Raw genomic sequence first — 26,911 nt, forward strand, 5'->3', positions numbered from 1 at the left:
ATAAACAGGCCAGGCTCGCGAACGCGCCCCGCCGGGTATGGAAAGCACTGTAATCGTCCCGGCGAGGCGGAAAAATGGCCTAATCTGAAAAACACTCTTCCCCTCGGTGGATAATGACCTCCAGTAACCAGGATAAAGCGAATAATGGACCGGTTTTCAGCTCTCAAAGCCTTCACTCGCGTTGTCGAAGCCGGCAGCTTTACCCGCGCCGCGGACTCGCTGAATATGCCCAACGCCACCCTCAGCAAAACCATTCAGCAACTGGAAGCGCATCTTGGGGTTTCCCTCCTGCAGCGCACCACGCGGCGTATTACCGTGACGCCGGAAGGACGGGAGTACTATGAAAAAGCCCGCTGTCTGCTGGAAGACCTGGAAGAGATCGACGCGTCTTTCAATACCGCCCGCAATAAGCCGAAGGGCCATCTACGGATCGCCATCGGCGGGTCGACCGCGTGCGATGTGCTGATCCCGCTGCTGGCGGACTTTATGACCTCCTGGCCGGATATCCGTATCGATTTGCAGGTGGCCGATAAGCCCGCGGACCTCATCAGCGGCAATATTGACTGCGCCATCCGCGGCGGTCCGATGGAAGACTCGACGCTGATCGCCCGTAAAATCGGCGAGGCGACGCTGGTCACCTGCGCCACCCCGGGCTATCTTCAGCGCTACGGCACCCCCGCCTCGCCGGATGAACTACATCATGGCCACCGGCTCATCAGCTATCTGTCGCCGGCCAGCGGCAGAGCGTTTCCGTTTCGCTTTACGCGTCACGGCGTCAGCACCGAGCTGAAGACAGAGCCCCATCTCGGCATCAATGAGAGCAACGCGCATATTGCCGCCGGCGAGGCGGGCTTAGGCATTGTGCAGACCTTTACCTATTCGCTGAAACCGGCGCTGGCGAGCGGCGAACTGGTGGAGATCCTCAGCGCCTGGCGCCCGGCCCCCTATCCTTTTCACGTTGTCTATGCCCGGCACCGGCACGTCCCGCCCCGGCTCCGCGTCTTTATTGACTGGCTGGCGGCGGTTTTTCCGGCCGCGGTGCAGGGATAGCGCGCGTTATCTGACGCGGAGCAGGTCGCCGTATCGCGTGGTGTAGCGCGGCGAGAGCATCTCTCGCTTCATCTGCCACTGCTGCTGGATCCCCTGGCCGGCAAAATAGAGCGCCCCCCTGCCGTTTTTCGCATTCAGCTGATCGAGAACCTGCATCAGTCTGGCGCTGTTGTGCCGCGGAGCAAGCTCGTCGAACAGATTCAGCTGGGCGACGCCCTGGCTGTAGAAATCGCCGAGCATCACGCCGGCCTTCTGATAGCGATGCCCCGCTTTCCAGATGGCATCCAGACAGCTCGTCGCCGCGGCGATAATATCCCGAGAGTCCTGGGTCGGCGTCAGCAGCTTTAGCGAGGCGCTGTTGCCGTAATAGGGTTCATTCAGCGCGAAGGGGCTGGTTTTGACAAAGGCGGAGACGAACCGGCAGTACTGATGCTCACCGCGCAGCTTTTCTGCTGCCCGCGCGGCATAGCTGCAGATCGCCTGGCGCATATCCTCATAGGCCGTAATCCGATCCCCGAACGAGCGGCTGCAGATAATTTCCTGCTTAGCGGGGGCAAACTCCTCCAGCGCCAGGCAAGGCTCGCCGCGCAGCTCCCGTACCGTTCGTTCGAGCACCACCGTGAAGTGCTTGCGGATAAAGCGGATATCGCTCTCCGCCAGCTGGAGTACCGTGCCGATCCCCATCGCTTCAAGCTTTTTGCCGATCCGCCGCCCGATGCCCCAGACCTCGCTCACCGGCAGCAGCGCCATCAGCTTTCGCTGCCGCTGCGGGCAGGACAAGTCCACTACCCCGCCCGTCTGCCGCGGCCACTGCTTCGCCGCGTGGTTGGCCAGCTTCGCCAGGGTTTTGGTCTGGGCGATGCCAACGCCCAGCGTCAGATGGGTACGCTGCAGCACCGTGGCGCGGATTTCGCGGCCAAAATCGGTCAGATCTCTGCAATGACGCACACCGCTGACATCGCAAAAGGCCTCATCGATACTGTAAATTTCGCAGCGCGGGGTGAGCTCTTCCAGGGTAGCCATCACCCGGCTGGACATGTCGGCATACAGCTCATAATTACTGCTAAACGCCACGACGCCGTGGCGAAGAAACGCAGCCTTCTGCTTAAAGTAGGGTTCGCCCATTTTCACAAACGGCTTCGCCTCCGCCGAGCGGGCGATCACGCAGCCGTCGTTGTTCGACAGCACCACCACCGGCCGCCCCTTCAGGTCTGGCCGGAAGGCGGTCTGACAGCTGGCATAGAAGGCGTTCACATCACAATGCGCGAACATGATCAGCCCGCCGCCTTGATGATGTAGGTTACGACGCCGAAAATATCGAGCGTCTCCTCGCGGCCGACCACGATGGGCGAATAGGCCGGGTTCATCGGGTTAAGCTGCACCCGCGGCAGAAGCTGCAGCTTCTTTACCGTAAACTCGCCGCCGACGGCGGCAATCACGATATCGCCATGCTCCGCTTTACGCGCGCTGTCCACCACCAGCAAATCGCCTTCGTCAATGCCGGCATCGATCATGCTGTCGCCAGCGGCTTTGACAAAATAGGTCGCGCTGGGATGCTGCACCAGCAGCTCGTTGAGGTCGATTCGCTTCTCAACATAGTCCTGAGCCGGGCTGGGAAAGCCGCACTGCACCAGGTCGGCAAAAAAGGGAAAGGAGACAATCTGACGTAGCTCAACCGGCGTGTAAACGTTCATTTTTCAACCCACCACACAACACTGAATATATATACAGTAGTTTTGCCAATTTTACCGGTCAATATCGGCTCCAGCTATCAATCGCCAGCACTGAAATAACTCCTTGATGTCAATAGGGGTCTTCTTCAGCGCCAGCGAACCGTTTGCTGCTTTTGCGCGCAGCCCGCCCGCCGCGCGAGGTGGTAGATGCGCAGCGCCGCGGCATTCGCTTGACACTGTACATTAATACAGTAAAACTATCGCCCGCGATCAGCATACAGAGGACAGAAGATGTTTGTGGAACTGATTTATGACAAGCGCAATTTTGCCGGGCTGCCGGGCGCCAGAGAGGCCATTCTTAACGAGCTGACCAAACGCATGCAGCGCATTTTCCCGGAGGCGGAAGTGCGGGTGAAGCCGATGATGACGCTGCCGGCGATCAACACCGACGCCAGCAAGCATGAAAAAGAGCTGATCAGCCGCACGGTGCAGGAGATGTTTGAAGAGGCGGATATGTGGCTCACTGAAGAGTGATCCCGCCCGTCAGTCGCGGCGACCACCTCTTTAAGAGCTTTCCCGGATGTGGCAGAGCCGCGGGCAACAGTACAATAGCGGCGGTTGCAGACTGGCAATGCAACCTTCGCTCACCTGCTGGCTCTTGCATACGGCCAGCAGGTGAGCCCTACCTGTCTCCCCTCATCGCCTCACAGCGTCTCCGGTAGCGCCGCTATAATTCTATCCACTAGCCCGCGATGCTGATGGACCTTCCCGCATTTAACAATGATCTGCCTGGCGTTGTCATAGCCCGGGGCCCACAGCCGGTTATTAAGCAGAACGTCCTTATAGACCGCGATCAGCGGTTTGTTCCACGCCGCCGCCATGTGCACCACCGAGGTGTCCGGGGAGATAATCAGCTCCGCCTGGGCGATCAGCGCCATCGCATGGTGTAACGTGTTAAATGGGTTAATCACCACCTCCGGCGGCAGCGGGATGCGGATCTCGCGCCGGTGATCGAGCAGAATAACCGCGCTCCCCGGGTGGCGGGCCAGCAGTTTGTCGAGCAGTTCCGCCAGCTGCGTCTGCGAGAGACTGCGGTCGGCATGGCCGGCAAAAATATTAATCACCACCGCTTTTCCGCTTAGCGACGCCAGATACTGCGCCACCTCCTGCATAATCGGCCCGGGCACCACCAGGTCGTAAGCGTCCAGCCCGCGGGTGTCCAGTTGGAGATAATCGGCGATCAGCTCGAACGTTTTCGTCACGTGCCAGCGCTGGCAGTCAAAATCAAAAGAGTGGGAGTAGTGCTTAATCGATGGCCATTTATTAAACCCGAGCACTGATTTGGCTTTTATTTGTCGGAAAAGCCGCAGGCGATGCACGGGAATATCGAACAGCGAAGGGTCAATAATAATATCGTACTTATTATTAGCCAGTTCATTAATAACGTCGCGAGGAACGTTATGATTAAATTTACGCAAAAAATCGGCGGACGTGACCGGATCAGCTTCATAAATATGGCGGATCCGCGGGTTATAACGCATCACCTGGCTGTTAGAGGTCGTCAGCAAAAAATCAACGATATAGCCTGACTGATGCAGGCATTTCACCAGCGCGGAATCCACCACTACATCGCCGACCGCCCCCTCATTGCGCATCAACAGGACGGTTTTCGCAGACGACAAATCTACCGGCTGACGGCGTCGGCGATCCCAGAGCGCTTTCGCCACCCCCACCCGCAGGGCATTACGTACTTTCTTAGTAAAGTAATTCCGCCGTCTGTTGAGCTCCCTTATTTTATTAAATTTCTTGCGTGGGGAACCCTGCATGGTTGCATCGTGCATCATCCTAACCTCATTACGGCAATTATTAATATTCTGTGTCGTCCGATAGAGACTGAGCGAAATAAAAAAAGTTCGATTGAAAATGAAAATCATTCTTTTTTTTATTTACAAAACTCATCTGCGCCTGCGGGATTGCACCACAGCACTGTGAAGTAATAATGAGCGAATGGTGAATTTCCCGGCCCACCGTTGGCAGGCCGGCGCAACAGCGCTAAGCTGGCTGCTTTATGATGTCAGGAGGACGCTATGCTTGAAGCAGTAGAAGGTAATATCCACCAGCGGCTGTGCGCGCTGCTCGACGAGCACCGGGCCCGCTACCGGGTGATGGCGCACGAGGCGGTCGGTCAGTGCGAAGCCGTCTCGGCAATCCGCGGCACCGCGCTTGGCCAGGGCGCGAAAGCGTTAGTCTGTAAAGTGAAAGGAAACGGCGTCAACCAGCATGTGCTGGCGATCCTCGCCGCCGATCGGCAGGCCGACCTCGCCAGCCTGGCCCGGCATATCGGCGGCAGCAAAGCCTCGCTGGCCAGCCCGGCGGAGGTGGATGCCCTCACCGCCTGCGTGTTCGGCGCCATTCCCCCCTTCAGTTTCCATCCGGCGCTGCGGCTGGTGGCGGACCCGCTGCTGTTTGAACGCTTTCCACAAATCGCCTTTAACGCCGGGCGCCTGGACCGGTCGATCATTCTCGACACCGAAGACTATTTACATATCGCCCGACCAGAGATCGCGACCTTTCGCCGTCTTAGCTAACCGGGCATCCGCCCAGATTTCCGCCGCATGGCGTAAAAATCCTGTTTATTCACGCCACGATGCGTAGAGTAAGCGGGATATTTTTGGCATTCTTATTTTGGCAAGGACCTCTGTACATGTTTGATACCACCCTGTTGATCCTGCTGGGTCTGGCGGCGCTCGGCTTTATCAGTCATAACACCACCGTGGCGATCTCCATCCTCGTGCTGATTATCGTGCGCGTCACGCCGCTGAACGCCTTCTTTCCCTGGGTTGAGAAACAGGGACTGACCGTCGGGATCATTATTCTGACCATCGGCGTGATGGCGCCTATCGCCAGCGGCACGCTGCCGCCCTCGACGCTGATCCACTCCTTTATGAACTGGAAATCGCTGCTGGCGATTGCGGTCGGGGTGTTTGTTTCGTGGCTCGGCGGGCGCGGCGTCTCCCTGATGGGCTCCCAGCCGCATCTGGTGGCCGGGCTGCTGGTCGGTACAGTACTCGGCGTCGCCCTGTTTCGCGGCGTCCCGGTCGGGCCGCTGATTGCCGCCGGGATCATCTCATTGTTTATTGGGAAGTCGTAGCCAGGCTACCGTGATAGCGGCCCGGTGTCTGCCCGAGCCCTTTTTTAAACATGGTGATGAAGGCGGTGGTGGAATCGTAGCCCAGCGCCTGAGCCGTCTGCTGCACCGTCTGCCCGCGGATCAGCAGCTGCAGCGCGAGGATCAGCTGCAGCTGATGGCGCCAGCGGCGAAAGCTCAGCCCCGTTTCGCGCACTACCAGGCGGGCCAGATTCCGCTCGCTCATCGCAAACACCGCCGCCCACTGGCTCAGGGTCTGCCAGCGCGCCGGATCCTCAGCCATCATCGTCACCATTTGACGAATTTTCGGGTGGTTTGATACCGGCAGCTGCAGGTGCTCCTGCGGCTGGCGGGGCAGCTCATCAAACAGAACCTGCACCAGCCGGGCCGTGGCGGGGGCGGCCAGCGACTCTCCGCCGCGCTCCGCCAGAGTAAGGATCAGCTCTCGCACCAGCGGGGAAATCTTTAGCGTACAGCAGCGATCCGGCATCGGCGCGGCGCCCGGCTCGATGAACAGGAAGCATACCTGGGCGCCGGGGGTAGCGCGGTTACTGTGGGACAGCTGCCCCGGAACCCACACCGCATACTGCGGCGGCACCATCCACATTGCGTTCTCCACCTCGCAGGTCAAGGCGCCGTGCAGGGCAAGGATCAGCTGCCCCTTACGGTGGGAATGCGCCGGAATATACTGCTCCGCCTCCACCACCCGGATACGAAAGGCAATGGCCGATTCGTGGCCACTGTCCGGTTCATAGCCATCCAGCCCCAGTCCAATCATCATCTTGTCCGATATTAGCGATAATCTGTCATTTTAGCTTGATTTAAACGAGGGACAAAGCCGCTATCGTAACCCCCCTCGTTAGTTACCTTGAGAATGATATGTCTTCTGTGATCTCCTCTACCGGCCGCCGCCCCGCGCTGCTGATTGCCGGTATCCTGCTCATCGCCACCACCCTGCGCGTGGTCTTTACCGGCGCGGCGCCGCTGCTGGACGCGATTCGTAGCGACTATGGCCTGACCACCGCGCAGACCGGGCTGCTCACTACCCTGCCGCTGCTGGCCTTTGGCCTTGTCTCGCCGCTGGCGGCAGGGGTTGCCCGCCGGTTCGGCATGGAACGCAGCCTGCTGCTGGCGATGCTGCTGATCTGCGCCGGCATTGCCCTGCGCTCCCTGCCCTCCGCTGCGCTGCTGTTTATCGGCACGGCGGTGATCGGCTGCGGCATTGCGCTGGGTAACGTGCTGCTGCCCGGGCTGATTAAACGGGATTTCTCGCAGCATGTCGCGCGGATGACCGGCGCCTATTCCCTGACGATGGGCGGCGCGGCGGCGCTTGGTTCGGCGCTGGTGGTCCCCGTGGCGATGGCCGGATTCGGCTGGCGCGGGGCGCTGCTGCTGCTGATGGTCTTCCCGCTACTGGCGCTCCTCAGCTGGCTGCCGCAGTCCCGGCGCCGGGCGGAGACGCCATTGACCGGCTCAGGCGCTATGCATAACCGGGGGATCTGGCGGTCGGCGCTGGCCTGGCAGGTGACGCTGTTCCTCGGCATCAACTCGCTGGTCTATTACGTGATTATCGGCTGGCTGCCGTCGATTCTGCAGAGTATGGGCTATAGCGAAGCGCAGGCCGGCTCGCTGCATGGCCTGCTGCAGCTGGCGACCGCCGCGCCCGGCCTGGCGATACCGCTGATCCTGCATCGGCTGCGCGACCAGCGCGGGATCGCGGTGCTGGTCGCCCTGATGTGCGCCATCAGCGCCGCCGGGCTGTGGCTGTTGCCTGAGCTGGCGATCGGCTGGACGCTGCTGTTCGGCTTTGGCTCCGGAGCCACCATGATCCTCGGCCTGACGTTTATCGGCCTGCGCGCCAGCTCGGCGCATCAGGCCGCGGCGCTGTCAGGGATGGCGCAGAGCGTCGGCTATCTGCTGGCCGCCTGCGGGCCGCCGCTGATGGGCAGGATCCATGATGCCAATGGCGACTGGCATATTCCGCTGCTGGCGGTGGCGCTGATTTCGCTGGTGATGGCGGTCTGCGGCGCGCTCGCCGGACGTGACCGGGAAATTCACCCCTGAAGATGACCGGCAGCGCCCGCTGCCGGTGGAATTATTGTGCCGCGGCGCGGAGAAACGCCTGCACCAGCGGCGCGGGACGCCCGTCCAGCGCGTGACGCTCATGCTGGAACAAGGTGGCGACAAAAAACGGGTGCGTCACCAGCTCGACGGCGCGGATCTCACCCTCTTCATCCCAGCCGGTGACGCGCAGATCGCCCTGCTCCAGCTCCGCCGCAAACGCGCTGCTCACGCCGTACCGGCAGTGGTAGCCCTCTTCAATGCTCTCCCGGCCATAGGCGCGGGCAATCAGCGTATTCGCCCGCAGCTCGACGACGGCAGAGGTCTCCACCAACGAGCAGCTGAGGGGAGCGATCACCATCCGCCCTTCGCTGTCGGTTTCCGCATGTCCGGCGTCCTGCCAGCCGAGCACGTTGCGGGCGTATTCAATCACCGCGTGCTGAAAGCCGCCGCAGGTGCCGAGGAAAGGAATGCTGTTTTCCCGGGCATAGCGGATCGCGGTAAACGCGCCTTCCGGGTGACGATACGGGCTGCCGGGAACGACCCAGATGGCATCGTACTCCGCCAGCGCCTCGCCGGAGGCGATCGACGGGGTGGCGAGCCAGTCATATTTCACCGGCTGCTCCAGCACGGCGGCGGCATCGTCTATCGCCAGGGGAATGGCCTGATGGGCAACAATATCGGGGTGATAATCGCCGACAAGGGCGAGGCGTAAAGGGGTTTTCATAGCAGGTTCCTTATGTCTGGACGAGACGGACAGCACAAGGCACGTCAGAATAGCGATCCCTCCTGTGGAACACAATCCTTATTTTCACCCCACCGCCGTGGCCGACGGGTGAGGTATACTGGAAAAAGCGCGTAAGGGAGAGAGAATGAAAAATAAGCTTTTGGTCAGCGCCTGCCTGATGGGATTCCAGGTGCGGTATAACGGTAGTGAGAAGGCACAGCTGGCGGCGACGCTGTCCCGCTGGCAGCAGGCGGGGCGGCTGGTGATCCACTGCCCGGAGCTGGCGGCCGGTCTGCCTACGCCCCGACTGCCGGCGGAGATCCTCGGCGGTACCGGCGGCGATGTGCTTGCCGGACGGGCGCGGATCGTGGAAAGCGACGGCCGCGACGTCACCGAACATTATCAGCTGGCCGCCTGGCTGGCGCTCAGCGCCGCCCGGGAAGCGGGCTGTCAGGCAGCGTTACTCACCGACGGCAGCCCTACCTGCGGCAGCCAGTTTGTCTATGACGGTTCCTTTCGCGGACGGCGCAAAGCGGGCGCCGGCGTGGCCGCCGACCTACTCCGCGCCCACGGCATCACGGTATTTTCCGACGGGCAAATCCCGCAGTTGCTCGCCTGGATGGCACAGAAGGAGCAGGATGATGATTCAGTGTAAACGGGTGTATGACCCGCAGGAAAGCAGCGACGGCTATCGGGTGCTGGTCGACCGTCTCTGGCCGCGGGGGATTAAAAAAGAGGCGCTGGCCTGTGATGAGTGGTGTAAGGAGTTAACGCCTTCCGCTGAGCTGCGCAAAGCCTTTCACGGCGAGGCGATCGATTTCGCCCACTTCAGCCAGCGCTATCGTCAGGAGCTCGACGCCCATCGCGAAACGGGCCTGCGGCTGGCGGCGCTGGCGCAACGCCAGCCGCTGACGCTGCTGTACGCTGCGAAGAACACCGAGCAGAATCATGCCCGGGTGTTGGCCGCCTGGCTGGCGGCCCTGCCGGTTACGATTTAGCCGGATGATCCCGGCGCCACAGCGCCCACTCGTCGAGGGTTTCGCCGCTGGGTAGTTTGCACTGGGTGCTGACGCCCTGCGGCGTTTGCACCGGCACCCGGGTGCCGCCGGATTGCTGACAGTATACCGCCGCGGGGTTGGGCATGCCGATGGTTTTCGTCGGCGCAGTGGGCTGCGGCTGGGCACAGCCGGCTAATACCAGTGGCAGAATAGCCAGTAACTTTTTCATTGTTCCTCCCTTTCCTGAATGCCCGGGGATTTTAGCCTGAATCTCCACGTTTTCTCCATCTTGCCTGCACTTTTCCCCCGTAGAGTAGCCCTGTTCTCGAACTGACCAGAGAACAGATCATTCCATAATCAATGAGTTTTTCCCCGTCGCCCCCGACGGGGCTTTTTTTCCCACCGCGTGGACAAGTATTCCCCAGACAGATGTGATAAATTTAAAAATATCACTGTTTATTTGACGCTGATGTCCGTTTGCAGCCCAATATGCTGGGGTGACGTTTGGCGTGCTGGAGCTGTATTATTCATGTCAGATTTTATTCTTGCCCGGGTGTCGCAAACCCTCGCTGCGGAACAGTCCCTGGAAACCCTGGTGCGCCAGCTGCTGGAGATGCTGGAGGCGGTAACGCGAATGGAGTCCACCTACCTCACCCGCATTGATACCAACGCCCAGCGGCAGCAGATCATGTTCGCCCACAACAGCAGCGAAATGCAGATCCCGGAAGGATTTTCCGTCCCCTGGGATGAATCCCTGTGCAAACGCGCCCTTGAGGATCAGTGTACGTTTAGCAATGACGTTGCCAACCGCTGGCACTCCTGCATCGCCGCCCAGGAGCTGGGAATCGCTACTTTTTTAAGCATTCCCGTCCGCCTGGCCGACGGCTCTCTGTTCGGCACCCTCTGCGCCACCAGCCGGCAACAACAGCCTTATAACCTCGAAGGCGAACAGGTCATGGGCCTGTTTGCGAAGCTCATTTCCCACTACGTGGAAAAAGACACCCTGGTGCAACAGCTGCAGGCGGCAAACGTCGCGCTGGAGCTGCACTCGTCTACCGATGAGCTCACCCAGCTTCCCAATCGCCGCGCGCTGTTTAAGCAGCTGGCGTTACGCTTTGCCTCCGCCCGCGCCCAGCAGCAGCAGGTCTCGCTTATTTTTATCGATCTCGATGGTTTCAAAGCCATTAACGATCGGTTCGGCCATCCGTGCGGCGACAGCTTTCTGGTGCAGGTCGGCAAACGACTCACCGCTGTCGCGCGCCGGGAAGATATCGTTGGCCGCCTTGGCGGCGATGAGTTTTTGATCGTCGGTAGCGCCCAGCAGCCTGCCGCACAGCAGGCGTATGTCACGTCTCTGCGTCAGGCTCTGTGCGGCGTCTACTTCCTCGGCGAACAGCGTATCGACTATGAGGGCGCTAGCTTCGGGGTGGTCACCTGCGATCCGCAGAGTATCGATGTTGAAGCGGCCTTACGCGCTGCCGATGAGGCGATGTACCAGGATAAGAAGTCCCGCCGCCAGGAGAATTTCATTCATATTGACTAAAGTACCGCGATATCCAGTATCATGCAGGGCATCATTCGTGGGTACAGGGACACAATCATGAAATTGGGTATTCTTTTCCCGGTGGCGATCTTTATCATCGCCGTCGTCTTTCTCGGCTGGTTTTTTGTCGGCGGCTATGCGGCGCCGGGTGGGGCATAATGAAAAAAAGCACCATTATCATGCTGGTCGTCGCCATCGTGGCGGTGGCCAGCACCCAGTTTGGCTGGTGGTGATCGCCGCGGCGATATTGCGGATTTATCCTATCCCATCAATAAGTTAACCCTTTACACTCACGTTATCCGCCGCGGCATTCTCGGCCCCGGGGAATAAGAATAGCGGGAGAAGTAAGGATGAAAAAACCGATCGTGTTACCGTTGATTATTGCGCTGTGCACGCTGTTATCGGGATGCATTATTGACGATGGATATCATCCCCATCGCCACCACCACCATCATCACTATCATGACGACGACTAATGCTTCACGCTGTTGATAAGCCGATAAGACAGGGCGAACCGCGGTTCGCCCGTTGACGCTTAATCCTGACGATCGGCGCCGAGGAAAATAAAGCCGAGGGGGATAGCGAAGAGCGCGGTAAAGACAATGCTGTAAACCGTCACCATCGCCCCCTGCAGGAAGAACATGGACGTCGTCCACTCTGAGTACGGCATATTGTACTCGCTCACCACGCCCCCGAAGGTCGCCCGCCCCACTACCGCCAGCGCGATAGCAAACACCACCGCGAGCGACAGACAGTATTTTTTGCAGTTTTTATTGCTGAGGAGTTTTTGCAGAATCATCGGGGCTTCCTTTTTGCTGAGCGATAAACGGCTGTATATGTAACACCAATGCAATAAAAAATGAAGGGTTTTTGTTACAGGGCAGAATAAGAGACGGCGGGCCGGTCAGCGGGTAACCGGCCCGTGGGGATCAGGACTGCAGGGTAGCCAGGCGCGCGGCGAACCCGACGAAAACCAGACCAATCAGGCTGTTGCCAAGTTTAGCCAGCTTCTTGCGGGTTTTGACGTAGCGGGTGACAAACGAGCCGGAGAGGATCAAAAAGCTCATATAGCAGAAGCTAATCACCTCGAGGGTCAGCGCCAGGATAAAGAACGCCACGCCGGGGGTTTTGGCGTTGACATCGATAAACTGCACGAAAAACGACACATAGAACAGAATCGCTTTCGGATTGGTCAGGCTCAGGGTCAGGGAGCGCTTGAGGATCGCGCTCGCCGGCTCCGCGCTGGCGTCGGACTGGCCGTCGCGCTGGGTCAGCACCGCATAGAGCATTTTGCCCCCGAGCCACAGCAGGTAAATTGCCCCGAGGTAGCGCACGACGTTAAACAACACCGGCGTGGTTTTAATCAGCGTCGCCACCCCGGCGAAGGCCAGAAACATCAGCACTGCGTCGCCAATAAAGACGCCCGCCGCCGCCAGATAGCCTTTCTTCACCCCGTGGGCAATACCCGTTTTCAGCACGAAAAACGTATTAGGGCCAGGAACGAGGATGATAAACACCGCCCCGACCAGATAGGTTAAATAATTCAGAACACCAAACTCAGCGAACACTCTGCACTCCTTCGCGCACGACTAAAACATGATCCGGCTCACGTTACCCCAACTGTCGGGATTTTGAAAGCGCAGCCTGTGCGGGAAGGTTAATAGACGGAAGGTTCGCCCAGCGGGCGAGTTTTAAAACGACGGTGTACCCACAGATACTGCTCGGGAGCGCGCAGGATCTCGCGCTCAATAACCTTGTTGATATAGCCGGCGGCGATCTGCTTATCCTCACCCGGATAGTCATTCATCACCTCGCTGATATGCAGGCTATAGCCCCGGCGATCCAGCTTACGTACCATGCTGATGCTCAACATTTTCGCGCCCGATAAGCGGGACAGGACATAGGTGCCGTTGGTGGTCGCCGCCTGCGGGACGGAGAAAAAAGGTGCAAAGACGCTGCCCTTGGGACCGTAATCCTGATCGGGCGCGAACCACACCGCTTCACCGGATTTCAAGGCATGCACCAGACCGGTCAGATTGTTGCGATCGATCATCGCTTTGTTCGAACGCAGGCGACCGCGGGTTTGCACCCACTCCATCAGCGGGCTGTTGTGCGGCCGGTAGGTGGCCATCATTGGCCGACACAGCCCCATCGCGCGGCCGCCCAGCTCCAGCGACATAAAGTGCACGCCGACGACCATTACCCCTTTCCCACCGCTAAGCGCGTGATTAAGGTTGGCGAACCCCTCGACATCAAACCATTTTTTGACCCGCTCGTCGCTCCAGAACCAGGCCATGCCGGTTTCGATAAGCCCCATTCCCAGCGACATAAAGTTTTGATCGATCAGCGTCTCGCGCGCCGCTGGCGACATGTCCGGGAAGCAGAGTTCGATATTACGCCGGGCGATATGTTCGCGGCGTTTAAGAAAGCGACGGGAAAGGCGACCAGCGCTGGTGCCGATAAAATGCAGCAGCGGATAAGGCAGTTGCACGATTAACCAGAGGATGCCGAGCCCGAACCAGGTCAGCCAGTTACGCGGGTGTAAAAGTTGTTTATTAAATACGCAGGCCATGATTTTTCCTGTAAACATTAATTATGTGGTAACGCTTAAGGAAAACAGAATCCATTTATCATCATTAGGCGGTACGTACAGCAAGTTCGACAATACTAATCCGCTGAAATTCCCTCCGGCAAGTAAAAAACAGCAAGCTGACAAAAAAACATAATTGCGGCACATATGTTACTAAATGTAAACTTAAATCTTGAACCACGCTTAATATATTCATCATGCATATCATTTTCACGCTAATCATCAGCGTTACTAACGAAAACAACCGAAAGCTGCCGCAGTGTGGCCCTGGCCGCCGGTGGCAGGCGTCCGCTGAGCCGCGCGATCGGCGGCCTGACCGCGTTGGGATGCATCGTAGTCTGGCAAAGCGAGTATTAAACGCGTCCCACTGCGAAATGCATCTTTTTTAATCCGTCAGCATAAAAAAGATTAAAACGACTTTAAGACAACAATTAAGAATAGACTTATTTAAACCTGCTTTTAAAATAAGCGCGGTGCATTGAAATACTGTGCCCGCCGGACAATAAAAAATATTTCTTTACGCCTCGTGGGAAACACAGGTGGAGTGAATGATGGGCAATCATCCGCCATCGATTTGCATGGAAGCCAGGTCATTGAGAAGAAAGCACGGCGAGGGTGTGAAAAACGCCCTCGCCGCAGAGGATCAGTAGGTATGGAAATATTGCTGAATCAGCTGCGGATCTTTAGTCTGCGTCAGCGCGGTCATCAGCAGTATACGCGCTTTTGCCGGGTTGAGGGAGTCGGCCACCAGCCCGGGCTGGCTGTCATCCGGCGGTACGACGCCGCTGCCGGTACGGGAGGCTCGCACCACCACGATGCCCGCCTGCTGCGCTTTTTTGATACCGGCGGCGCTACGTACCGACACCGACCCCGCCCCGGTTCCGGCGTAGATAATACCGTCGGCATGATGGGCGATCGCCGCATCGTACATATACTCCGGATCGTCCTGGTAACCATAAATAATCACCACCTTCGGCAGAACCTTCAGCTGACGCACATCGAACACCGAGCGCAGCGTGTGAATTTTATCCACCCGCGTCTCGAACTGGGGTTTTCCGCCCACCACGACACCAAGATAGCCCTCCTCGGGCGCCCGGAAGGTATCCAGCGAAGTGGCATTAGTTTTGGTGACAAAGCGCGCCGCGCCGATGCGGTCGTTAAGCACCACCATTACCCCGCGTCCCCGGGCATCAGGATCGGCGGCGACCGTGACCGCTTCCAGCAGGTTCATCGGCCCGTCGGCGCTGATCGCCGTCGCCGGGCGCATCGCCGCGGTAAAGACCACCGGCTTGTTGCTTTTCACCGTCAGATTGAGGAAATACGGGGTTTCATCCAGCGTGTCCGTGCCATGGGTGATCACCACGCCATCGACATCGTCCCGAGCCAATAGCGCATTCACCCGCTTCGAGAGCTGGAGAATAATATCGCTGGTCATATTCTCACTGCCAATATTGGCCACCTGCTCGCCCTCGACGTGAGCGATTTTACTCATTTCCGGCACGGCGTTAATCAGCGTCTGCACCCCAATCGCCCCGGCTTTATAGCCGGTTGTTTGGGTATTGCTGGCCGCCGAACCAGCAATCGTTCCGCCGGTGGCTAAAATAACAATATGCGGAAGACGCGTCTCGCTAAACGCCAGGCTGCTCATCGTCAATAACGCAATGGCAAGTAATGCTCTAAAATTCATACAGGTCACTCCCTTCATAGACATTAATCAAACTTACGCTTGCTTAATGCAAAGGGCTTGCCAGAATTCATTTCTTTTCTGGGGGGGAAATGGTTAACTATCAGACAATAATAAGGTTCTTAGGACGATATCGCCCAACTCTGGTGCACCACTGGATCTGAAACGGGCAGAGCTATGAACCAAAACATTCTGAGGATTTACCTGTTCAGCAACACACAACACGCATTGCGATCAGATTATCGACACTTCCGTCACCGGCGAGAGCATTTTTGCCCGCCAGGTCACGCGAACGGAGAACAGAGATGCGTATTGCCCTGAAGTCGGCCCTGATGCTGACCACCAGAGTCATCCAGATCATTACCCCTGAACTGCACCGGCATATGCAACGAACGGCCTTAATCGCCCTGACGCTGGCGCAAAGGCTGGAACTGCCTGACGAACGGCAGCAGACCATTTTTTGCGCCGCGCTGCTGCACGATATCGGCGTGCTGGGGGATAAACGCACCATTCATTCGCTGGATGCTATCGATAATATCCACGACCCGCATCAGCGCCAGGGTGTGGCGATGCTGGAGGGATTAGCGACCTTCCAGCCCATCGTTCCCTTTATTCGCGATCACCATTTTAGCCCGAACCACCGGGGCTCCCGCGAACAGCACATTGTCTATTTCGCTGATGCCTTTGAACGGCTGCTGCCGGCCGATAGCCACGTTGCCGCCTGGCCCACGCGGGCGGTGGTGGAACAGTTCGTCGCTTTGCATCGGGAGATCGATCCGCCGCTCTGCGATATCCTGTGCGAGGTCGCTGAAAATGCGAACTTCTGGCAGCACCTTCACCCCGGCCATATTCAGCGGCTGCTGGAGATTATTGGCCCCATCAACACGCGCTATCTGGATATTCACGGTCTGAAGGATGTCTGCCTGCTGATTGCCAAAATCGTCGACACCTACAGCAGCTTTACCGCCACCCATAGCATCATGGTGGGGGAAATCGCCCGCCAGCTTGCCCGCTGGATGCTGCTGCCGGAGCCCACCTGCCAGCAAATACAGATAGCCGGCTATCTACACGATATTGGCAAGGTCTATATCCCACTCTCCATTCTCGAAAAAGAGGGCGAGCTGGATGATGAGGAGCTGAGTCAGGTGCGGGAACACAGCTACATGACCGGCGAACTTCTCAGCGACTATAGCGAGCTCGGCGACATCATTAACTGGGCCTCGAATCATCATGAAAAAATGGACGGCAGCGGCTACCCTCTGCATCTCGAAAAGGAGCACCTGACCCTCGCCGACCGGATTATCTCCATCGCCGATATTTTCACCGCGCTGACCGAAGATCGCCCTTATCGTAAAGGGATGGCCTGGCAGGAAGCCTTACAGATTATGGAAGCGGATGTTATAAATGGCGCTCTGGATAGCGATGTCTTCCTCGTTTTGCGCCACCATGCGGAAACGCTACACGCCATCATTCTTCAGACCCTTGCCCCTCTGCATAGCGAGCGCCGCCTCTGAAGCGGGCCGCCGTCGTGGCGGGGGCGGAGTTCTATAATCAAAACAGCTTCATCTGCATGCAAGGAAATTCACGGTGAGAATCGCCACCATCACTAACTGGGCTTACGGGATCACCGTTGGCCTGACGCTGGCTTCCGGGAGCGCTATGCTCATGGCCTCCAGCGCCGACCGCGTCGAACGCCAGGCGGTACAGCAGCGCCAGGTCTTTGATACCCTCTCCGACGAGGTGGAAAACGACGCCTGGGCGCTGTCTGACCTCGCCCGGCTGTACGTGATAAAGCCTTCGCCGGAGACGCTTACGCAATATCAGCAGCTGCAGCAGACCGACAAGAGCATAGAGCAGCGGCTGGGCGGCCTGAAAGATAACGGCGCCAGCCGCGAGGAGCTGGCGCTGCTCCAGGATGGCCTGCGGATCGCCAATGAGCTACAGGATGAACAGCAGGCGGCCCTGGCGCATGTCGCTCGCGGCGATGCGCCAGCGGCCATCGCGGTGCTGTACGGCACCGCGTACGAGACTGAACTGGAGCGCATGCAGACGCAGATCGATCGCTTCCGCCAGATGCTTGAGCATCGCGCCGCCGTCGCTATCGACCAGGCCACCGAGCGCTCGCGGATCTGGCGTACGCTGTCGGAAATCATGGTCGGCCTGACCGCCCTGATGTTTTTGTTCGTCCTCGGCTTCATTCTCAAACGCCGGGTGCTCTACCCGGTGGTTCGCCTGAGCGACGTAGTCCAGCGTCTCGCCTCCCAGGATTATGCGGTAGAGACGCCGCACTTTACCCAGGTGGATGAGATTGGTGACATGGCTCAGGCGATCCGCATTTTTCGCGAGAACGGCCTGGCCCGCCAGCGGCTGGAGCAGCAGCGCGACGCCGACTGGGCGATCCGCGAGCTGCTGGCGCGTATGACTCAGCGGCTGCAGGGCTGTGAAACCATTGAGGATGTGATTAAGGTGGCGGAGCGGTTTGCGCCGAATATCGCCCCGACGATCCCCGGTAAACTGTATGTTCTGGATACCGACCCCTGGCAGATGCGCTGCGTAGCGCAGTGGCTGTCGCCCGCCGGTGAGACGACGCCCTTTTCTCCCGACGACTGCTGGGCGATACGGCGGGGACTCAGCCATCCGCCGGTGCAGGGCGAGCCCGATATCACCTGCTATCATCTGCCGGAGACGCACGCCGGCCAGTCGCTCTGCGTACCGCTCATCGCCCAGGGCGAAGCCATTGGCCTGCTGACCTTCCAGAACGTCACCGCCGGTGACGCTCCTTCCCGGGCCTATCTCGAGCTGATGGCGGAAGCGTTGGGCCTGGCGCTGGCCAATCAGCGTTTGCGCAGCGCCCTGCTGGAAAAAGCGCTGTTCGATTCCCTGACCGGCCTGCGTAACCGCCATCATCTTGACGAAGCGCTGCATTCGCAGATGGCGCTGGCGGTCCATACCCATACTCCGCTGAGCTGTCTGATGATCGACATCGATCATTTTAAAACCATCAATGATCGCTATGGCCATGAGGCTGGGGATCTGGTGATTAAGAGCGTTGCGACCATTGTGCAGCGCGCGGTGCGCGATATCGGCATGGCTTTCCGCTACGGGGGCGAGGAGTTTTTAGTGCTGCTCCCCGGGATTGACGAAGCCGGGGCGCACCAGTGCGCCAGCGAGATCTACACCCAGGTGCGCAATATGACGCTGCGTGATGGTCTGACCGAGATAGGCCAGGTGGATGTGTCGATTGGCATCGCCAGCTACCCGCAGCACACCCAAAGCGATAGTCTGCTTCGCGCGGCGGATGCCGCGCTGTACCGGGCGAAAGAGCTGGGCCGTTCAAGGATTGTCAGCTTTGGCCGCCTGAAGACCAGCTAACCGGGACTATCGCTCAGCGGTATTAAGCAGCGAGATAACTTTCCTTACCACTGCCGAACGAATATGGCGGTGGTAAACCATGCTCAGCTCACTCTCCGCCAGCCGATCCTGGAGATCGATATACACCACGTTATCAAGGCGTAAGGCCCGCGCCGAGAGCGGAACCAACGCCACTCCCACCCCGGCGGAGACCAGGCTAATCATCGAGGTAACGTCGTTAATCCGCTGCGCCACCTGCGGCGTAAAGCCCGCGACGCGACAGGCATCCATAAAAACCTGCTCCAGTCCGGTGCCCTGCGGATCGTCAAGCGAGATCCAGTTGTCAGTGCGCAATGAGGCCAGATTAAGCGCGCCCACGCCGGCCAGCGGATGCTGTTGATAGAGCGCCAGGCAGAGCTTTTCACGTACAAACGGCCTGACCACCAGCGCGTCCGGCGGCGAGGCCAGCGGCGCGCGGATGATGGCGATATCCAGACGCAGATCCAACAGCGCTTCGTAGAGCATTTGCACATCCCCCTGGACCAGCGACAGCTCAATCCCCGGCCAGTCGGCGCGCAGCCGGCGCAGGAGCCCCGGCAGTTTACTGTCGTACATCGCGCTGGAGACATACCCCAAATGCAGCCTCCCCTGCTCGCCCCGCGCGGTGCGCTGGGCGTCCAGCACCGCCTGATCGGCCATTTCCAGCGCCAGCCGCGTCTTGTGTAAAAAGGCCTCGCCCGCGGCGGTCAGAGTCAGACGGCGGTTAGCGCGGGAAAAGAGCACCACGCCCAGGCGCTGCTCAAGCTGCTTAATCTGCTGACTGAGGGCGGGCTGGGCGATATGTAACCGCTCCGCCGCCCGGTGCATATGCAACTCTTCGGCAACGACCACAAAATGGCGTAACGCTCGCAAGGACATGGTCGGACTCCTCCCTACAAATTGATAAGAAAAAGCTTATCAATAAAGCATAAATGATGCAATTGATAACCATTAGCCTGCGAAGCATACTGTGCGCATCGATACGCTAAGGAGAACATCATGACCGCACCGATTCAGGATCTGCGCGACGCCATCGCGCTGCTGCAACAGCATGACAATCAGTATCTCGAAACCGATCATCCGGTTGACCCTAACGCCGAGCTGGCCGGTGTTTATCGCCATATCGGCGCGGGCGGCACCGTGAAGCGCCCCACTCGCATCGGGCCGGCGATGATGTTTAACAATATTAAGGGTTATCCACACTCGCGCATTCTGGTGGGTATGCACGCCAGCCGCCAGCGGGCCGCGCTGCTGCTGGGCTGCGAAGCCTCGCAGCTGGCCCTTGAAGTGGGTAAGGCGGTGAAAAAACCGGTCGCGCCGGTGGTCGTCCCGGCCAGCAGCGCCCCCTGCCAGGAACAGATCTTTCTGGCCGACGATCCGGATTTTGATTTGCGCACCCTGCTTCCGGCGCCCACCAACACCCCTATCGACGCCGGCCCCTTCTTCTGCCTGGGCCTGGCGCTGGCCAGCGATCCCGACGACGCCTCGCTGACCGACGTCACCATCCACCGCTTGTGCGTTCAGGGCCGGGATGAGCTGTCGATGTTTCTTGCCGCCGGCCGCCATATCGAAGTGTTTCGCCAGAAGGCCGAGGCCGCCGGCAAACCACTGCCGATAACCATCAATATGGGTCTCGATCCGGCCATCTATATTGGCGCCTGCTTCGAAGCCCCTACCACGCCGTTCGGCTATAACGAGCTGGGCGTCGCCGGCGCGCTGCGTCAACGTCCGGTGGAGCTGGTTCAGGGCGTCAGCGTCCCGGAGAAAGCCATCGCCCGCGCCGAGATCGTTATCGAAGGTGAGCTGTTGCCTGGCGTGCGCGTCAGAGAGGATCAGCACACCAATAGCGGCCACGCGATGCCGGAATTTCCTGGCTACTGCGGCGGCGCTAATCCGTCGCTGCCGGTAATCAAAGTCAAAGCAGTGACCATGCGAAACAATGCGATTCTGCAGACCCTGGTGGGACCGGGGGAAGAGCATACCACCCTCGCCGGCCTGCCAACGGAAGCCAGTATCTGGAATGCCGTCGAGGCCGCCATTCCGGGCTTTTTACAAAATGTCTACGCCCACACCGCGGGTGGCGGTAAGTTCCTCGGGATCCTGCAGGTGAAAAAACGTCAACCCGCCGATGAAGGCCGGCAGGGGCAGGCCGCGCTGCTGGCGCTGGCGACCTATTCCGAGCTAAAAAATATTATTCTGGTTGATGAAGATGTCGACATCTTTGACAGCGACGATATCCTGTGGGCGATGACCACCCGCATGCAGGGGGACGTCAGCATTACGACAATCCCCGGCATTCGCGGTCACCAGCTGGATCCGTCCCAGACGCCGGAATACAGCCCGTCGATCCGTGGAAATGGCATCAGCTGCAAGACCATTTTTGACTGCACGGTCCCCTGGGCGCTGAAATCGCACTTTGAGCGCGCGCCGTTTGCCGACGTCGATCCGCGCCCGTTTGCACCGGAGTATTTCGCCCGGCTGGAAAAAAACCAGGGTAGCGCAAAATAAGCAATAGCCGCCGGTAAACGGCGGCATTTTTCCATGCCGCGCGATCCTGAGCGGATGGCGCAGGCAGGATTAATTGATCGCAGCGGCGAGATCTTTTTTCACCAGCTCGCGCAGCTCAGAAGTCAGCACCTGGCTTACGTCGAAATGGCGATCGGGGCGTTACGCATGGGGGTATTTACAGGGAATGATCCTTCATAAAAAAGAGAGGCGCTTATCACTGCGCTAATAAAGACTATCTGTAGCAAAGGGGGTATTTAAAACTGGATAATAAAAGAATAGCAGGTAACCGAAACCAGCCCCCGGTCGACCCTCAACCGCAAAGAAAAATATATTCTTCCTTCCAGTAGCGGCCCTGACCTATGATGTCCCCGGCAGAAGTGATTAACCGTTTTTGCTTTTCGGTTTCGATACCCTCAACGATCACATGGCCGGTCAGGGTATGAATAGACTGCAACAGACCGGGCAAAGCGGGGTCGTTTTCTTTATCCCAGAAGTAATCCTTATCCACTTTGACGCAATCGAAGCGGAATCTCTCCAGCAGCGGGAAGGAGGTTCGCCCGCGACCAAAATCATCCAGCCAGACCGGACAAAGCGCCGCCAGCGTGCTTAGCGCCGTCAGCTCGCGGCCGGCGATAAACTCATGAAAATTCTCATTTATCTCCAAAGCAATATGCTTACACGAGCGCAGAAAATCGCAGAGATAGCGGTCCGTCAGAATAAAATGGCTTAATAAATCATCGATATTGAGCGAGATCGGCTTATTATCGACCAGGGAAAAATCAAATACGGAAAGCAACTCGATTTGTCGGGTAAATAGTGCAAGCTTATCGCTTTCGGTAAGCGTGGAGAAAGAAAACGCGGGCGCTGAGGCGTTATTTCGTGCGGGTGCTATAATATCTTTAGTGAGCAATTCCCACGAGTGGCAGCTGCCATCATCGCTAATAGCGGGCTCCAGTACGAAGCGATAGGAGGTATTTTTCGCGTTTTCTTCAACCATTTAAAAAATACCAAAAATAAGAAAGGGTTAAAGCATGTCATATATTTCCCGCCAACAAAAATAGTTTAAAATGATCGATAAGAAACATTCGATAGCTAAAAACTATCAACATATAATTTATTGATCGGTAAAGTGAATTAATATAAATTAGCCACCGCTGTCGCATGCGTTTAGACAACAATTAAAATATTGTTTCAAACCAGCCAGTTACATGACGAGCCGCATCCAGTCGTAGCCACATTACGCTTTTCCCCGGCGGCAAAAAAAAGCGTGGTGTAATAAAAATCAAAAATACAAGCCGCCAGTTTTCGTCCTCTCGTATGCCAAAAGATGAATAATCTCTGGCCCAACGCAACCGCTTGCCGATAATAAAAACGCTGCCCCGGTCAACGAAACGTCATACTTTACCGCTACCTTGCTGGCAGAACAGGCGCAGCGGATAAAGGGCAGTGAAAAGAAAATACATGGTTCCACTGGCGCTAATGCTCCTCATGCTCATCGCCAGCGCATGGCTGGAACCGGCCCCGCGGCCTGTCGCCAGAGGGCTGTGCGTCTGGTTCGACGGGGCAATGGTCAACTGTCTGCAGAGGCAACGGCTGGGCGAAAGGTTGCCGATTCACTCGCTGGCCAGGCGGTAAACGGGCACTCGTCGGGTGGTATTGAACAAATTGTCGCTGACCTCCACCTCCGTCGTGACAATCGCCATGCCGGACCGGCGCAACTGCGCGATGTCCGCCGCCACTCGCTGACTGCCGAACCAGAACAAGGCGTCGAGAGCGGTGACCGGCAGGCCGGCGTTCAGCGCCTGGCGGAGCCGCTCCCGGGCCGGCTTTATCTCCCGGGCAATCTGCTGGTACGGGGCCGCCGTCAGCCCGGTTGCATCGACGCGACGAATGCGGTTTGCCAGGCGGTAATGAAAGGCTTCCGGGACAGCCTGTAAATCCTGTTTCAAACTATAGACGCAGCCATAACGTTTGCCGTTGAAAACGGCGGCTTTACGGCTAAGCTGCAACGTCTCGCGAACATCGGCGATTAGCTGCGGCGCGCGCACCAGCAGCAGGCGAAAAGGCAGCTCGAAGCTGGTGACATAGTCGACGTTCAGTAACGCAATGCGCAGGCGCTCCTCTGCCCCGGCCCGCAGCTGACGACACTCCAGGTATACTTCGCGCCACTGCTCCCGGAGCCGTGGCGTCTCACCGGCTTCGGTAAACTGGTATTTTTCAATATCGTAATCAATTCTCCCGGCCACCGCGCATTCCTTTCTGAATCAGTCCGCGGGTTATATTATCATCCTCCGACGCCGTCCCCTATGCCCAACGCCGCTGTCGTTGTCGATTATTTACGATAAAGATAACGGGTGATGATCACATCAAGAACAAACAGCAGGAAGATAACGCTGCTTAACCATAATAAGCCTGCGAATAAATCAAGTAATTGCATCGTTGTTCCCTCGCCGTTGGCCCTAAAAAAGACGCTCCATCACCATAAAGTAGTTAACAACCACCTTAACAGCCACAGAATAAAATTATTTAGCACGATGCCATCCCAAGCCCGGACAGATTCATTTTATTGTCATTAACTTGTCATCAAAAAATGTCTATCATCAACCGGCGCCGCAGGGTCGTCTCTGCCGTCATGGTATGGCGGACAACGCGTCGCCACGCGGTTTAACAACACGGAATAACCTCGCCCTGCCTCATTCTTACTGTCATTGCATAATTTTATATCAGGCACGTTTGTCATCCTGCTGAATAATCCGTAAAAGCGCCGTAAGCAATAAAACCCCTGCAGATCGGTTTACCATGGAGAAATAAGATGCCTAGCGAAAAAGCCCGCAGCCTTGACCATTTCTATGAATTACTGGCGACAGGACAACACTCGAAGATTGAGCTCGATTTTGATGTCGCCGCGGACGATTTTTTTAAAATCGCCACCGAGTTTGGCGATATTGGCGCGAGGATCACCCGGGTTAACGAACGATTTATTATTAAGATCAAGCCGCCGAAGGCATAAACACCCGGCCAGAGTCGTTGCAGCAGATCACCGGTTTGTGCGCATCCCTCTCGGTCATCCCTGACCGGACGGCGCGACGCGCCAGCAAATCCTCACCTGCCGGCGCGAATCAGGCTCAGTGATAGCCCTCGCTGCCGGAGACTTTGCCGCGAAAGACGTAGTAGCTCCAGGCGGTATACATCAGGATCACCGGGATAATGAGCAGCGCCCCCGGCAGCATAAATACCTGGCTGGAGGGCGGCGCAGCGGCATCCCACAGGGAGATATGCGGTGGAATAATGTTCGGCCAGACGCTGATCCCCAGCCCGCTGAAGCCGAGGAATATCAGGCCCAGCGTCAGGATAAAGGGACGGGCGTGGCTGGCGGGGCGCGCGCTCAGGCGCCAGATCCACAGGCTCAGAGCCAACACCAGAATCGGCACCGGCACGAACCAGAAGAAATTGGGCAGCGTAAACCAGCGTTCCGCCACGTAGCGCCAGCCCAACGGCGTCCAGACGCTGACCACCGCAATCACCACCATCAGCGCCAGCAGTACCTTGCGGGTCAGCTCGCGCATCCGCTGCTGCAGCGCGCCTTCGCTTTTCATAATCAACCACGTGGTGCCCAGCAGCAGATAGGCCACCACCAGCCCCAGACCGCAGAACAGATTGAAAGGGGTAAGCCAGTCCAGCGTCGAACCGGCGAAGCGGCGGTCAGCCACCGCAAAGCCGTTGATAAACGCGCCGACGACAATCCCCTGGCTGAAGGTCGCCAACAGCGAGCCGCCGGCAAAGGCATAGTCCCAGAAGATGCGATGCGAGGGAACCGCTTTAAAACGAAATTCAAAGGCCACGCCGCGAAAAATCAGGCCGATGAGCATCGCCGTCAGCGGGATAACCAGCGCATCGGTGATCACCGCATAGGCCAGCGGAAAGGCGCCGAACAGCCCTGCCCCGCCGAGCACCAGCCAGGTTTCGTTACCATCCCAGACGGGGGCGACGCTGTTGACCATCACATCGCGCTCTTCGCCATCATGCACCACGCTGAACAGCATCCCAATACCTAAATCGAAACCATCCATCACGATATACATCAGCGTGGCGAAGACAATGATGACAAACCAAATCACCGAGATATCGATGCTCATGATGCGTTCTCCTCATCACGCACCGGCTCAGCCGCTGAGAGCGGACGCGCCGGGGTGCCTGCGGTTTGCGAGGTCAGCTCCGTCACCGGCTGCGGCCCTTTTTTGATAAGCCGGAAAATGTAGTAATACCCCACGCCAAACACGGCGCAGTAAACCACGATAAATACCAGCAGGCTGATGGCCATCTGCAGGGTGCTGTGCAACGACACCGCATCCCGCGTGCGCAGCAACCCGTATATCACCCACGGCTGGCGGCCCATCTCGGTGGTCACCCACCCGGCGACCAGGGCAATCAGACCGGCGGGCCCCATACAGAGCGCAAACCACTGGAAGGGACGCGAGTGGTACAGCCGCCGCCGATAGCGCAGCCAGGCGCTGCAGATCCCTAAGGCGATCATCAACACGCCCATCCCGACCATGATGCGAAACGACCAGAAGACGGCGGGCGAATAGGGTCGGTCCTCTTTCGGGAAGTCTTTCAGGGCCGGCACCTGCTTATGCAGGCTGTGGGTAAGGATCAGGCTACCGAGAGCGGGGATCTCCAGACCATAGCGGGTCCGCTCCTGCTCCATGTCCGGCAGGCCAAACAGCAGCAGCGGCGTGGCCTCGCCGGGGCGATTTTCCCAGTGCCCTTCGATGGCCGCGATCTTCGCCGGCTGATGCTCAAGGGTGTTAAGACCATGCATATCCCCCACCACCGCCTGGATCGGCGCTACCAGCAGCGCCATCCACATCGCCATCGACAGCATTTTGCGGATGGCCGGCGAGTCGTTGCCGCGCAGAAGATGCCACGCGGCAGACGCCCCGACGAACATGGCGCTACTGAGAAACGCGGCTATCGCCATATGGAACAAGCGATACGGAAAAGAGGGGTTAAAGATAATCGCCAGCCAGTCCTGCGGGATGAGATGGCCATTTTCGATGATAAAACCCTGCGGCGTCTGCATCCAGCTATTGGAGGCAAGGATCCAGAAGGTAGAAACCAACGTGCCAAGCGCCACCATGCTGGTGGTAAAAAAATGCAGCGCTGGCGGCACTTTATTCCAGCCAAACAGCATCACCCCGAGGAATCCCGCTTCAAGGAAGAAGGCGGTCAGCACTTCGTACAGCAGCAGCGGGCCGGTAATACTGCCAGCGAACTGGGAAAATCCGCTCCAGTTGGTGCCGAACTGATAGGACATGACTAATCCGGAGACTACGCCCATGCCAAAATTGACGGCAAAAATTTTCAGCCAGAAATTGTAGAGTGAACGCCAGACATTATCCCGGGTTCGCAGCCACATCCCCTCAAGCACCACAAGGTAGCTGGCAAGGCCGATGGTGATGGCCGGAAAGAGGATATGGAAGGATACGGTAAAGGCGAATTGCAATCGGGCCAGATGAAACGCGTCGAATTCAAACAT

The 26,911-nt window shown here is 58.1% G+C and carries 32 protein-coding genes and 1 pseudogene; 17 read left to right on the top strand and 16 right to left on the bottom strand.

The genetic code is table 11. The annotated features are described in order from the left end of the window. Window positions 1-144: 144 nt before the first annotated feature. A complete protein-coding gene (locus KHQ23_RS21705) occupies window positions 145-1,050 on the top strand; it encodes a LysR family transcriptional regulator (protein WP_004140447.1) in 906 nt (301 codons plus the stop codon). 6 nt (window positions 1,051-1,056) lie between these two features. Here the strand turns inward: KHQ23_RS21705 and KHQ23_RS21710 are convergent, their stop codons facing one another. Next, window positions 1,057-2,322 (bottom strand): Y-family DNA polymerase, encoded by a 1,266-nt coding sequence (locus tag KHQ23_RS21710; RefSeq protein WP_004152360.1) that lies wholly within the window; start codon window positions 2,320-2,322, stop codon window positions 1,057-1,059. A gap of 2 nt (window positions 2,323-2,324) precedes the next feature. Beyond that, complete coding sequence (locus tag KHQ23_RS21715) at window positions 2,325-2,744, bottom strand: translesion error-prone DNA polymerase V autoproteolytic subunit (protein ID WP_002901192.1); 420 nt, start codon at window positions 2,742-2,744, stop codon at window positions 2,325-2,327. Between the two features lie 270 nt (window positions 2,745-3,014). On the opposite strand from KHQ23_RS21715, the gene KHQ23_RS21720 reads away from it, so the two are divergent. Beyond that, window positions 3,015-3,257, top strand: coding sequence for a DinI family protein (locus KHQ23_RS21720; protein WP_002901096.1), 243 nt, complete (start codon window positions 3,015-3,017; stop codon window positions 3,255-3,257). Window positions 3,258-3,427: 170 nt separating this feature from the next. On the opposite strand, the gene KHQ23_RS21725 is transcribed toward KHQ23_RS21720, so the two are convergent. Further along, window positions 3,428-4,564 (bottom strand): glycosyltransferase family 9 protein, encoded by a 1,137-nt coding sequence (locus KHQ23_RS21725; protein ID WP_072158595.1) that lies wholly within the window; start codon window positions 4,562-4,564, stop codon window positions 3,428-3,430. Here KHQ23_RS21725 and KHQ23_RS26400 point away from each other — a divergent pair. The 3 genes and pseudogenes from KHQ23_RS26400 to KHQ23_RS21735 all read left to right on the top strand — a co-directional run bounded on the left by KHQ23_RS26400 (window position 4,559) and on the right by KHQ23_RS21735 (window position 5,874). Then, a pseudogene (locus KHQ23_RS26400) lies at window positions 4,559-4,715 on the top strand (hypothetical protein). The gene KHQ23_RS21725 and the pseudogene KHQ23_RS26400 sit on opposite strands and share 6 nt — an antisense overlap. Window positions 4,716-4,810: 95 nt before the next feature. Further along, window positions 4,811-5,311, top strand: coding sequence for a YbaK/prolyl-tRNA synthetase associated domain-containing protein (locus KHQ23_RS21730; protein WP_004892876.1), 501 nt, complete (start codon window positions 4,811-4,813; stop codon window positions 5,309-5,311). 116 nt (window positions 5,312-5,427) lie between these two features. Further along, window positions 5,428-5,874 carry a DUF441 domain-containing protein gene (locus tag KHQ23_RS21735; protein WP_002901080.1) on the top strand — a complete coding sequence of 149 codons (447 nt, stop codon included), beginning with the start codon at window positions 5,428-5,430 and terminating at the stop codon, window positions 5,872-5,874. On the opposite strand, the gene KHQ23_RS21740 is transcribed toward KHQ23_RS21735, so the two are convergent. Continuing rightward, the gene (locus KHQ23_RS21740; RefSeq protein WP_004140469.1) at window positions 5,858-6,652 is read right to left on the bottom strand and encodes a helix-turn-helix domain-containing protein; all 795 of its coding nucleotides are present in this window, start codon (window positions 6,650-6,652) and stop codon (window positions 5,858-5,860) included. The two genes, KHQ23_RS21735 and KHQ23_RS21740, sit on opposite strands and share 17 nt — an antisense overlap. A gap of 107 nt (window positions 6,653-6,759) precedes the next feature. On the opposite strand from KHQ23_RS21740, the gene KHQ23_RS21745 reads away from it, so the two are divergent. After that, window positions 6,760-7,935: a CynX/NimT family MFS transporter gene (locus KHQ23_RS21745; protein ID WP_020324105.1), complete on the top strand. Its 1,176-nt coding sequence runs from the start codon at window positions 6,760-6,762 to the stop codon at window positions 7,933-7,935. A gap of 31 nt (window positions 7,936-7,966) precedes the next feature. On the opposite strand, the gene KHQ23_RS21750 is transcribed toward KHQ23_RS21745, so the two are convergent. After that, window positions 7,967-8,659, bottom strand: a complete 693-nt coding sequence (locus tag KHQ23_RS21750; RefSeq protein ID WP_004140471.1) for a CTP synthase — start codon at window positions 8,657-8,659, stop codon at window positions 7,967-7,969. A gap of 145 nt (window positions 8,660-8,804) precedes the next feature. Here KHQ23_RS21750 and KHQ23_RS21755 point away from each other — a divergent pair, with 145 nt between their 5' ends. Further along, window positions 8,805-9,314, top strand: coding sequence for a DUF523 domain-containing protein (locus tag KHQ23_RS21755; RefSeq protein WP_004150778.1), 510 nt, complete (start codon window positions 8,805-8,807; stop codon window positions 9,312-9,314). Between the two features lie 4 nt (window positions 9,315-9,318). Next, window positions 9,319-9,657: a DUF488 domain-containing protein gene (locus KHQ23_RS21760; RefSeq protein WP_014343000.1), complete on the top strand. Its 339-nt coding sequence runs from the start codon at window positions 9,319-9,321 to the stop codon at window positions 9,655-9,657. Here KHQ23_RS21760 and KHQ23_RS21765 read toward each other — a convergent pair. Next, a complete protein-coding gene (locus KHQ23_RS21765; protein ID WP_004176548.1) occupies window positions 9,647-9,886 on the bottom strand; it encodes a DUF333 domain-containing protein in 240 nt (79 codons plus the stop codon). The genes KHQ23_RS21760 and KHQ23_RS21765 overlap by 11 nt on opposite strands. Before the next feature lie 300 nt (window positions 9,887-10,186). Between KHQ23_RS21765 and KHQ23_RS21770 the strand changes: the two genes are divergently transcribed. The 4 genes from KHQ23_RS21770 to KHQ23_RS21785 all read left to right on the top strand — a co-directional run bounded on the left by KHQ23_RS21770 (window position 10,187) and on the right by KHQ23_RS21785 (window position 11,676). Beyond that, window positions 10,187-11,200 (top strand): sensor domain-containing diguanylate cyclase, encoded by a 1,014-nt coding sequence (locus KHQ23_RS21770; RefSeq protein ID WP_004176549.1) that lies wholly within the window; start codon window positions 10,187-10,189, stop codon window positions 11,198-11,200. Window positions 11,201-11,257: 57 nt separating this feature from the next. Further along, entirely contained in the window at window positions 11,258-11,359 is a 102-nt protein-coding gene (locus KHQ23_RS21775) for a YoaK family small membrane protein (RefSeq protein WP_004150782.1), read from the top strand. Continuing rightward, window positions 11,359-11,433: a protein YoaJ gene (yoaJ, locus tag KHQ23_RS26645; RefSeq protein WP_142900986.1), complete on the top strand. Its 75-nt coding sequence runs from the start codon at window positions 11,359-11,361 to the stop codon at window positions 11,431-11,433. The genes KHQ23_RS21775 and yoaJ overlap by 1 nt, the downstream gene beginning before the upstream one ends. A 117-nt stretch (window positions 11,434-11,550) precedes the next feature. Beyond that, window positions 11,551-11,676 carry a hypothetical protein gene (locus tag KHQ23_RS21785; RefSeq protein WP_004140488.1) on the top strand — a complete coding sequence of 42 codons (126 nt, stop codon included), beginning with the start codon at window positions 11,551-11,553 and terminating at the stop codon, window positions 11,674-11,676. 59 nt (window positions 11,677-11,735) lie between these two features. On the opposite strand, the gene KHQ23_RS21790 is transcribed toward KHQ23_RS21785, so the two are convergent. The 4 genes from KHQ23_RS21790 to fraE form a co-directional block, all read right to left on the bottom strand. Next, the gene (locus tag KHQ23_RS21790) at window positions 11,736-11,999 is read right to left on the bottom strand and encodes a DUF2534 family protein (protein WP_004140489.1); all 264 of its coding nucleotides are present in this window, start codon (window positions 11,997-11,999) and stop codon (window positions 11,736-11,738) included. A 130-nt stretch (window positions 12,000-12,129) separates the two neighbouring features. Further along, window positions 12,130-12,768: a leucine efflux protein LeuE gene (gene leuE, locus KHQ23_RS21795; protein ID WP_004150783.1), complete on the bottom strand. Its 639-nt coding sequence runs from the start codon at window positions 12,766-12,768 to the stop codon at window positions 12,130-12,132. Between the two features lie 89 nt (window positions 12,769-12,857). Further along, window positions 12,858-13,772, bottom strand: coding sequence for a kdo(2)-lipid IV(A) palmitoleoyltransferase (gene lpxP / locus KHQ23_RS21800; RefSeq protein WP_004148038.1), 915 nt, complete (start codon window positions 13,770-13,772; stop codon window positions 12,858-12,860). A gap of 661 nt (window positions 13,773-14,433) precedes the next feature. Next, on the bottom strand, window positions 14,434-15,477 hold the full coding sequence (gene fraE, locus KHQ23_RS21805) for a fructose-asparagine asparaginase (protein ID WP_004150784.1): 1,044 nt from the start codon (window positions 15,475-15,477) through the stop codon (window positions 14,434-14,436). Window positions 15,478-15,779: 302 nt separating this feature from the next. On the opposite strand from fraE, the gene KHQ23_RS21810 reads away from it, so the two are divergent. Both KHQ23_RS21810 and KHQ23_RS21815 read left to right on the top strand, forming a co-directional pair. Continuing rightward, entirely contained in the window at window positions 15,780-16,988 is a 1,209-nt protein-coding gene (locus KHQ23_RS21810) for an HD-GYP domain-containing protein (protein ID WP_211776841.1), read from the top strand. A 73-nt stretch (window positions 16,989-17,061) separates the two neighbouring features. Continuing rightward, window positions 17,062-18,846: a sensor domain-containing diguanylate cyclase gene (locus KHQ23_RS21815; RefSeq protein WP_019705575.1), complete on the top strand. Its 1,785-nt coding sequence runs from the start codon at window positions 17,062-17,064 to the stop codon at window positions 18,844-18,846. A gap of 6 nt (window positions 18,847-18,852) precedes the next feature. On the opposite strand, the gene KHQ23_RS21820 is transcribed toward KHQ23_RS21815, so the two are convergent. Beyond that, window positions 18,853-19,743: a LysR substrate-binding domain-containing protein gene (locus KHQ23_RS21820; protein ID WP_004150788.1), complete on the bottom strand. Its 891-nt coding sequence runs from the start codon at window positions 19,741-19,743 to the stop codon at window positions 18,853-18,855. Window positions 19,744-19,863: 120 nt separating this feature from the next. Here KHQ23_RS21820 and KHQ23_RS21825 point away from each other — a divergent pair, with 120 nt between their 5' ends. After that, the gene (locus KHQ23_RS21825) at window positions 19,864-21,372 is read left to right on the top strand and encodes a UbiD family decarboxylase (RefSeq protein WP_004140497.1); all 1,509 of its coding nucleotides are present in this window, start codon (window positions 19,864-19,866) and stop codon (window positions 21,370-21,372) included. A gap of 33 nt (window positions 21,373-21,405) precedes the next feature. Continuing rightward, complete coding sequence (locus KHQ23_RS21830; RefSeq protein WP_032410895.1) at window positions 21,406-21,570, top strand: hypothetical protein; 165 nt, start codon at window positions 21,406-21,408, stop codon at window positions 21,568-21,570. A 112-nt stretch (window positions 21,571-21,682) separates the two neighbouring features. On the opposite strand, the gene KHQ23_RS21835 is transcribed toward KHQ23_RS21830, so the two are convergent. The 3 genes from KHQ23_RS21835 to KHQ23_RS21845 form a co-directional block, all read right to left on the bottom strand. Further along, window positions 21,683-22,369 (bottom strand): EAL domain-containing protein, encoded by a 687-nt coding sequence (locus KHQ23_RS21835; RefSeq protein WP_004150790.1) that lies wholly within the window; start codon window positions 22,367-22,369, stop codon window positions 21,683-21,685. 397 nt (window positions 22,370-22,766) lie between these two features. Then, entirely contained in the window at window positions 22,767-22,946 is a 180-nt protein-coding gene (locus tag KHQ23_RS21840; RefSeq protein ID WP_004140501.1) for a hypothetical protein, read from the bottom strand. Window positions 22,947-22,985: 39 nt separating this feature from the next. Beyond that, a complete protein-coding gene (locus KHQ23_RS21845) occupies window positions 22,986-23,618 on the bottom strand; it encodes a helix-turn-helix domain-containing protein (protein ID WP_004150791.1) in 633 nt (210 codons plus the stop codon). Between the two features lie 566 nt (window positions 23,619-24,184). Between KHQ23_RS21845 and KHQ23_RS21850 the strand changes: the two genes are divergently transcribed. Further along, window positions 24,185-24,382: a hypothetical protein gene (locus KHQ23_RS21850; protein WP_032434340.1), complete on the top strand. Its 198-nt coding sequence runs from the start codon at window positions 24,185-24,187 to the stop codon at window positions 24,380-24,382. A gap of 115 nt (window positions 24,383-24,497) precedes the next feature. On the opposite strand, the gene cydB is transcribed toward KHQ23_RS21850, so the two are convergent. Then, complete coding sequence (gene cydB, locus KHQ23_RS21855; RefSeq protein ID WP_004183659.1) at window positions 24,498-25,508, bottom strand: cytochrome d ubiquinol oxidase subunit II; 1,011 nt, start codon at window positions 25,506-25,508, stop codon at window positions 24,498-24,500. Further along, window positions 25,505-26,911 carry a cytochrome ubiquinol oxidase subunit I gene (locus tag KHQ23_RS21860; RefSeq protein ID WP_032434338.1) on the bottom strand — a complete coding sequence of 469 codons (1,407 nt, stop codon included), beginning with the start codon at window positions 26,909-26,911 and terminating at the stop codon, window positions 25,505-25,507. Before KHQ23_RS21860 ends, cydB begins: the two co-directional genes overlap by 4 nt.

The organism is Klebsiella sp. 64, from assembly GCF_018223915.1.
Taxonomy (GTDB): Bacteria; Pseudomonadota; Gammaproteobacteria; order Enterobacterales; family Enterobacteriaceae; genus Klebsiella; species Klebsiella pneumoniae.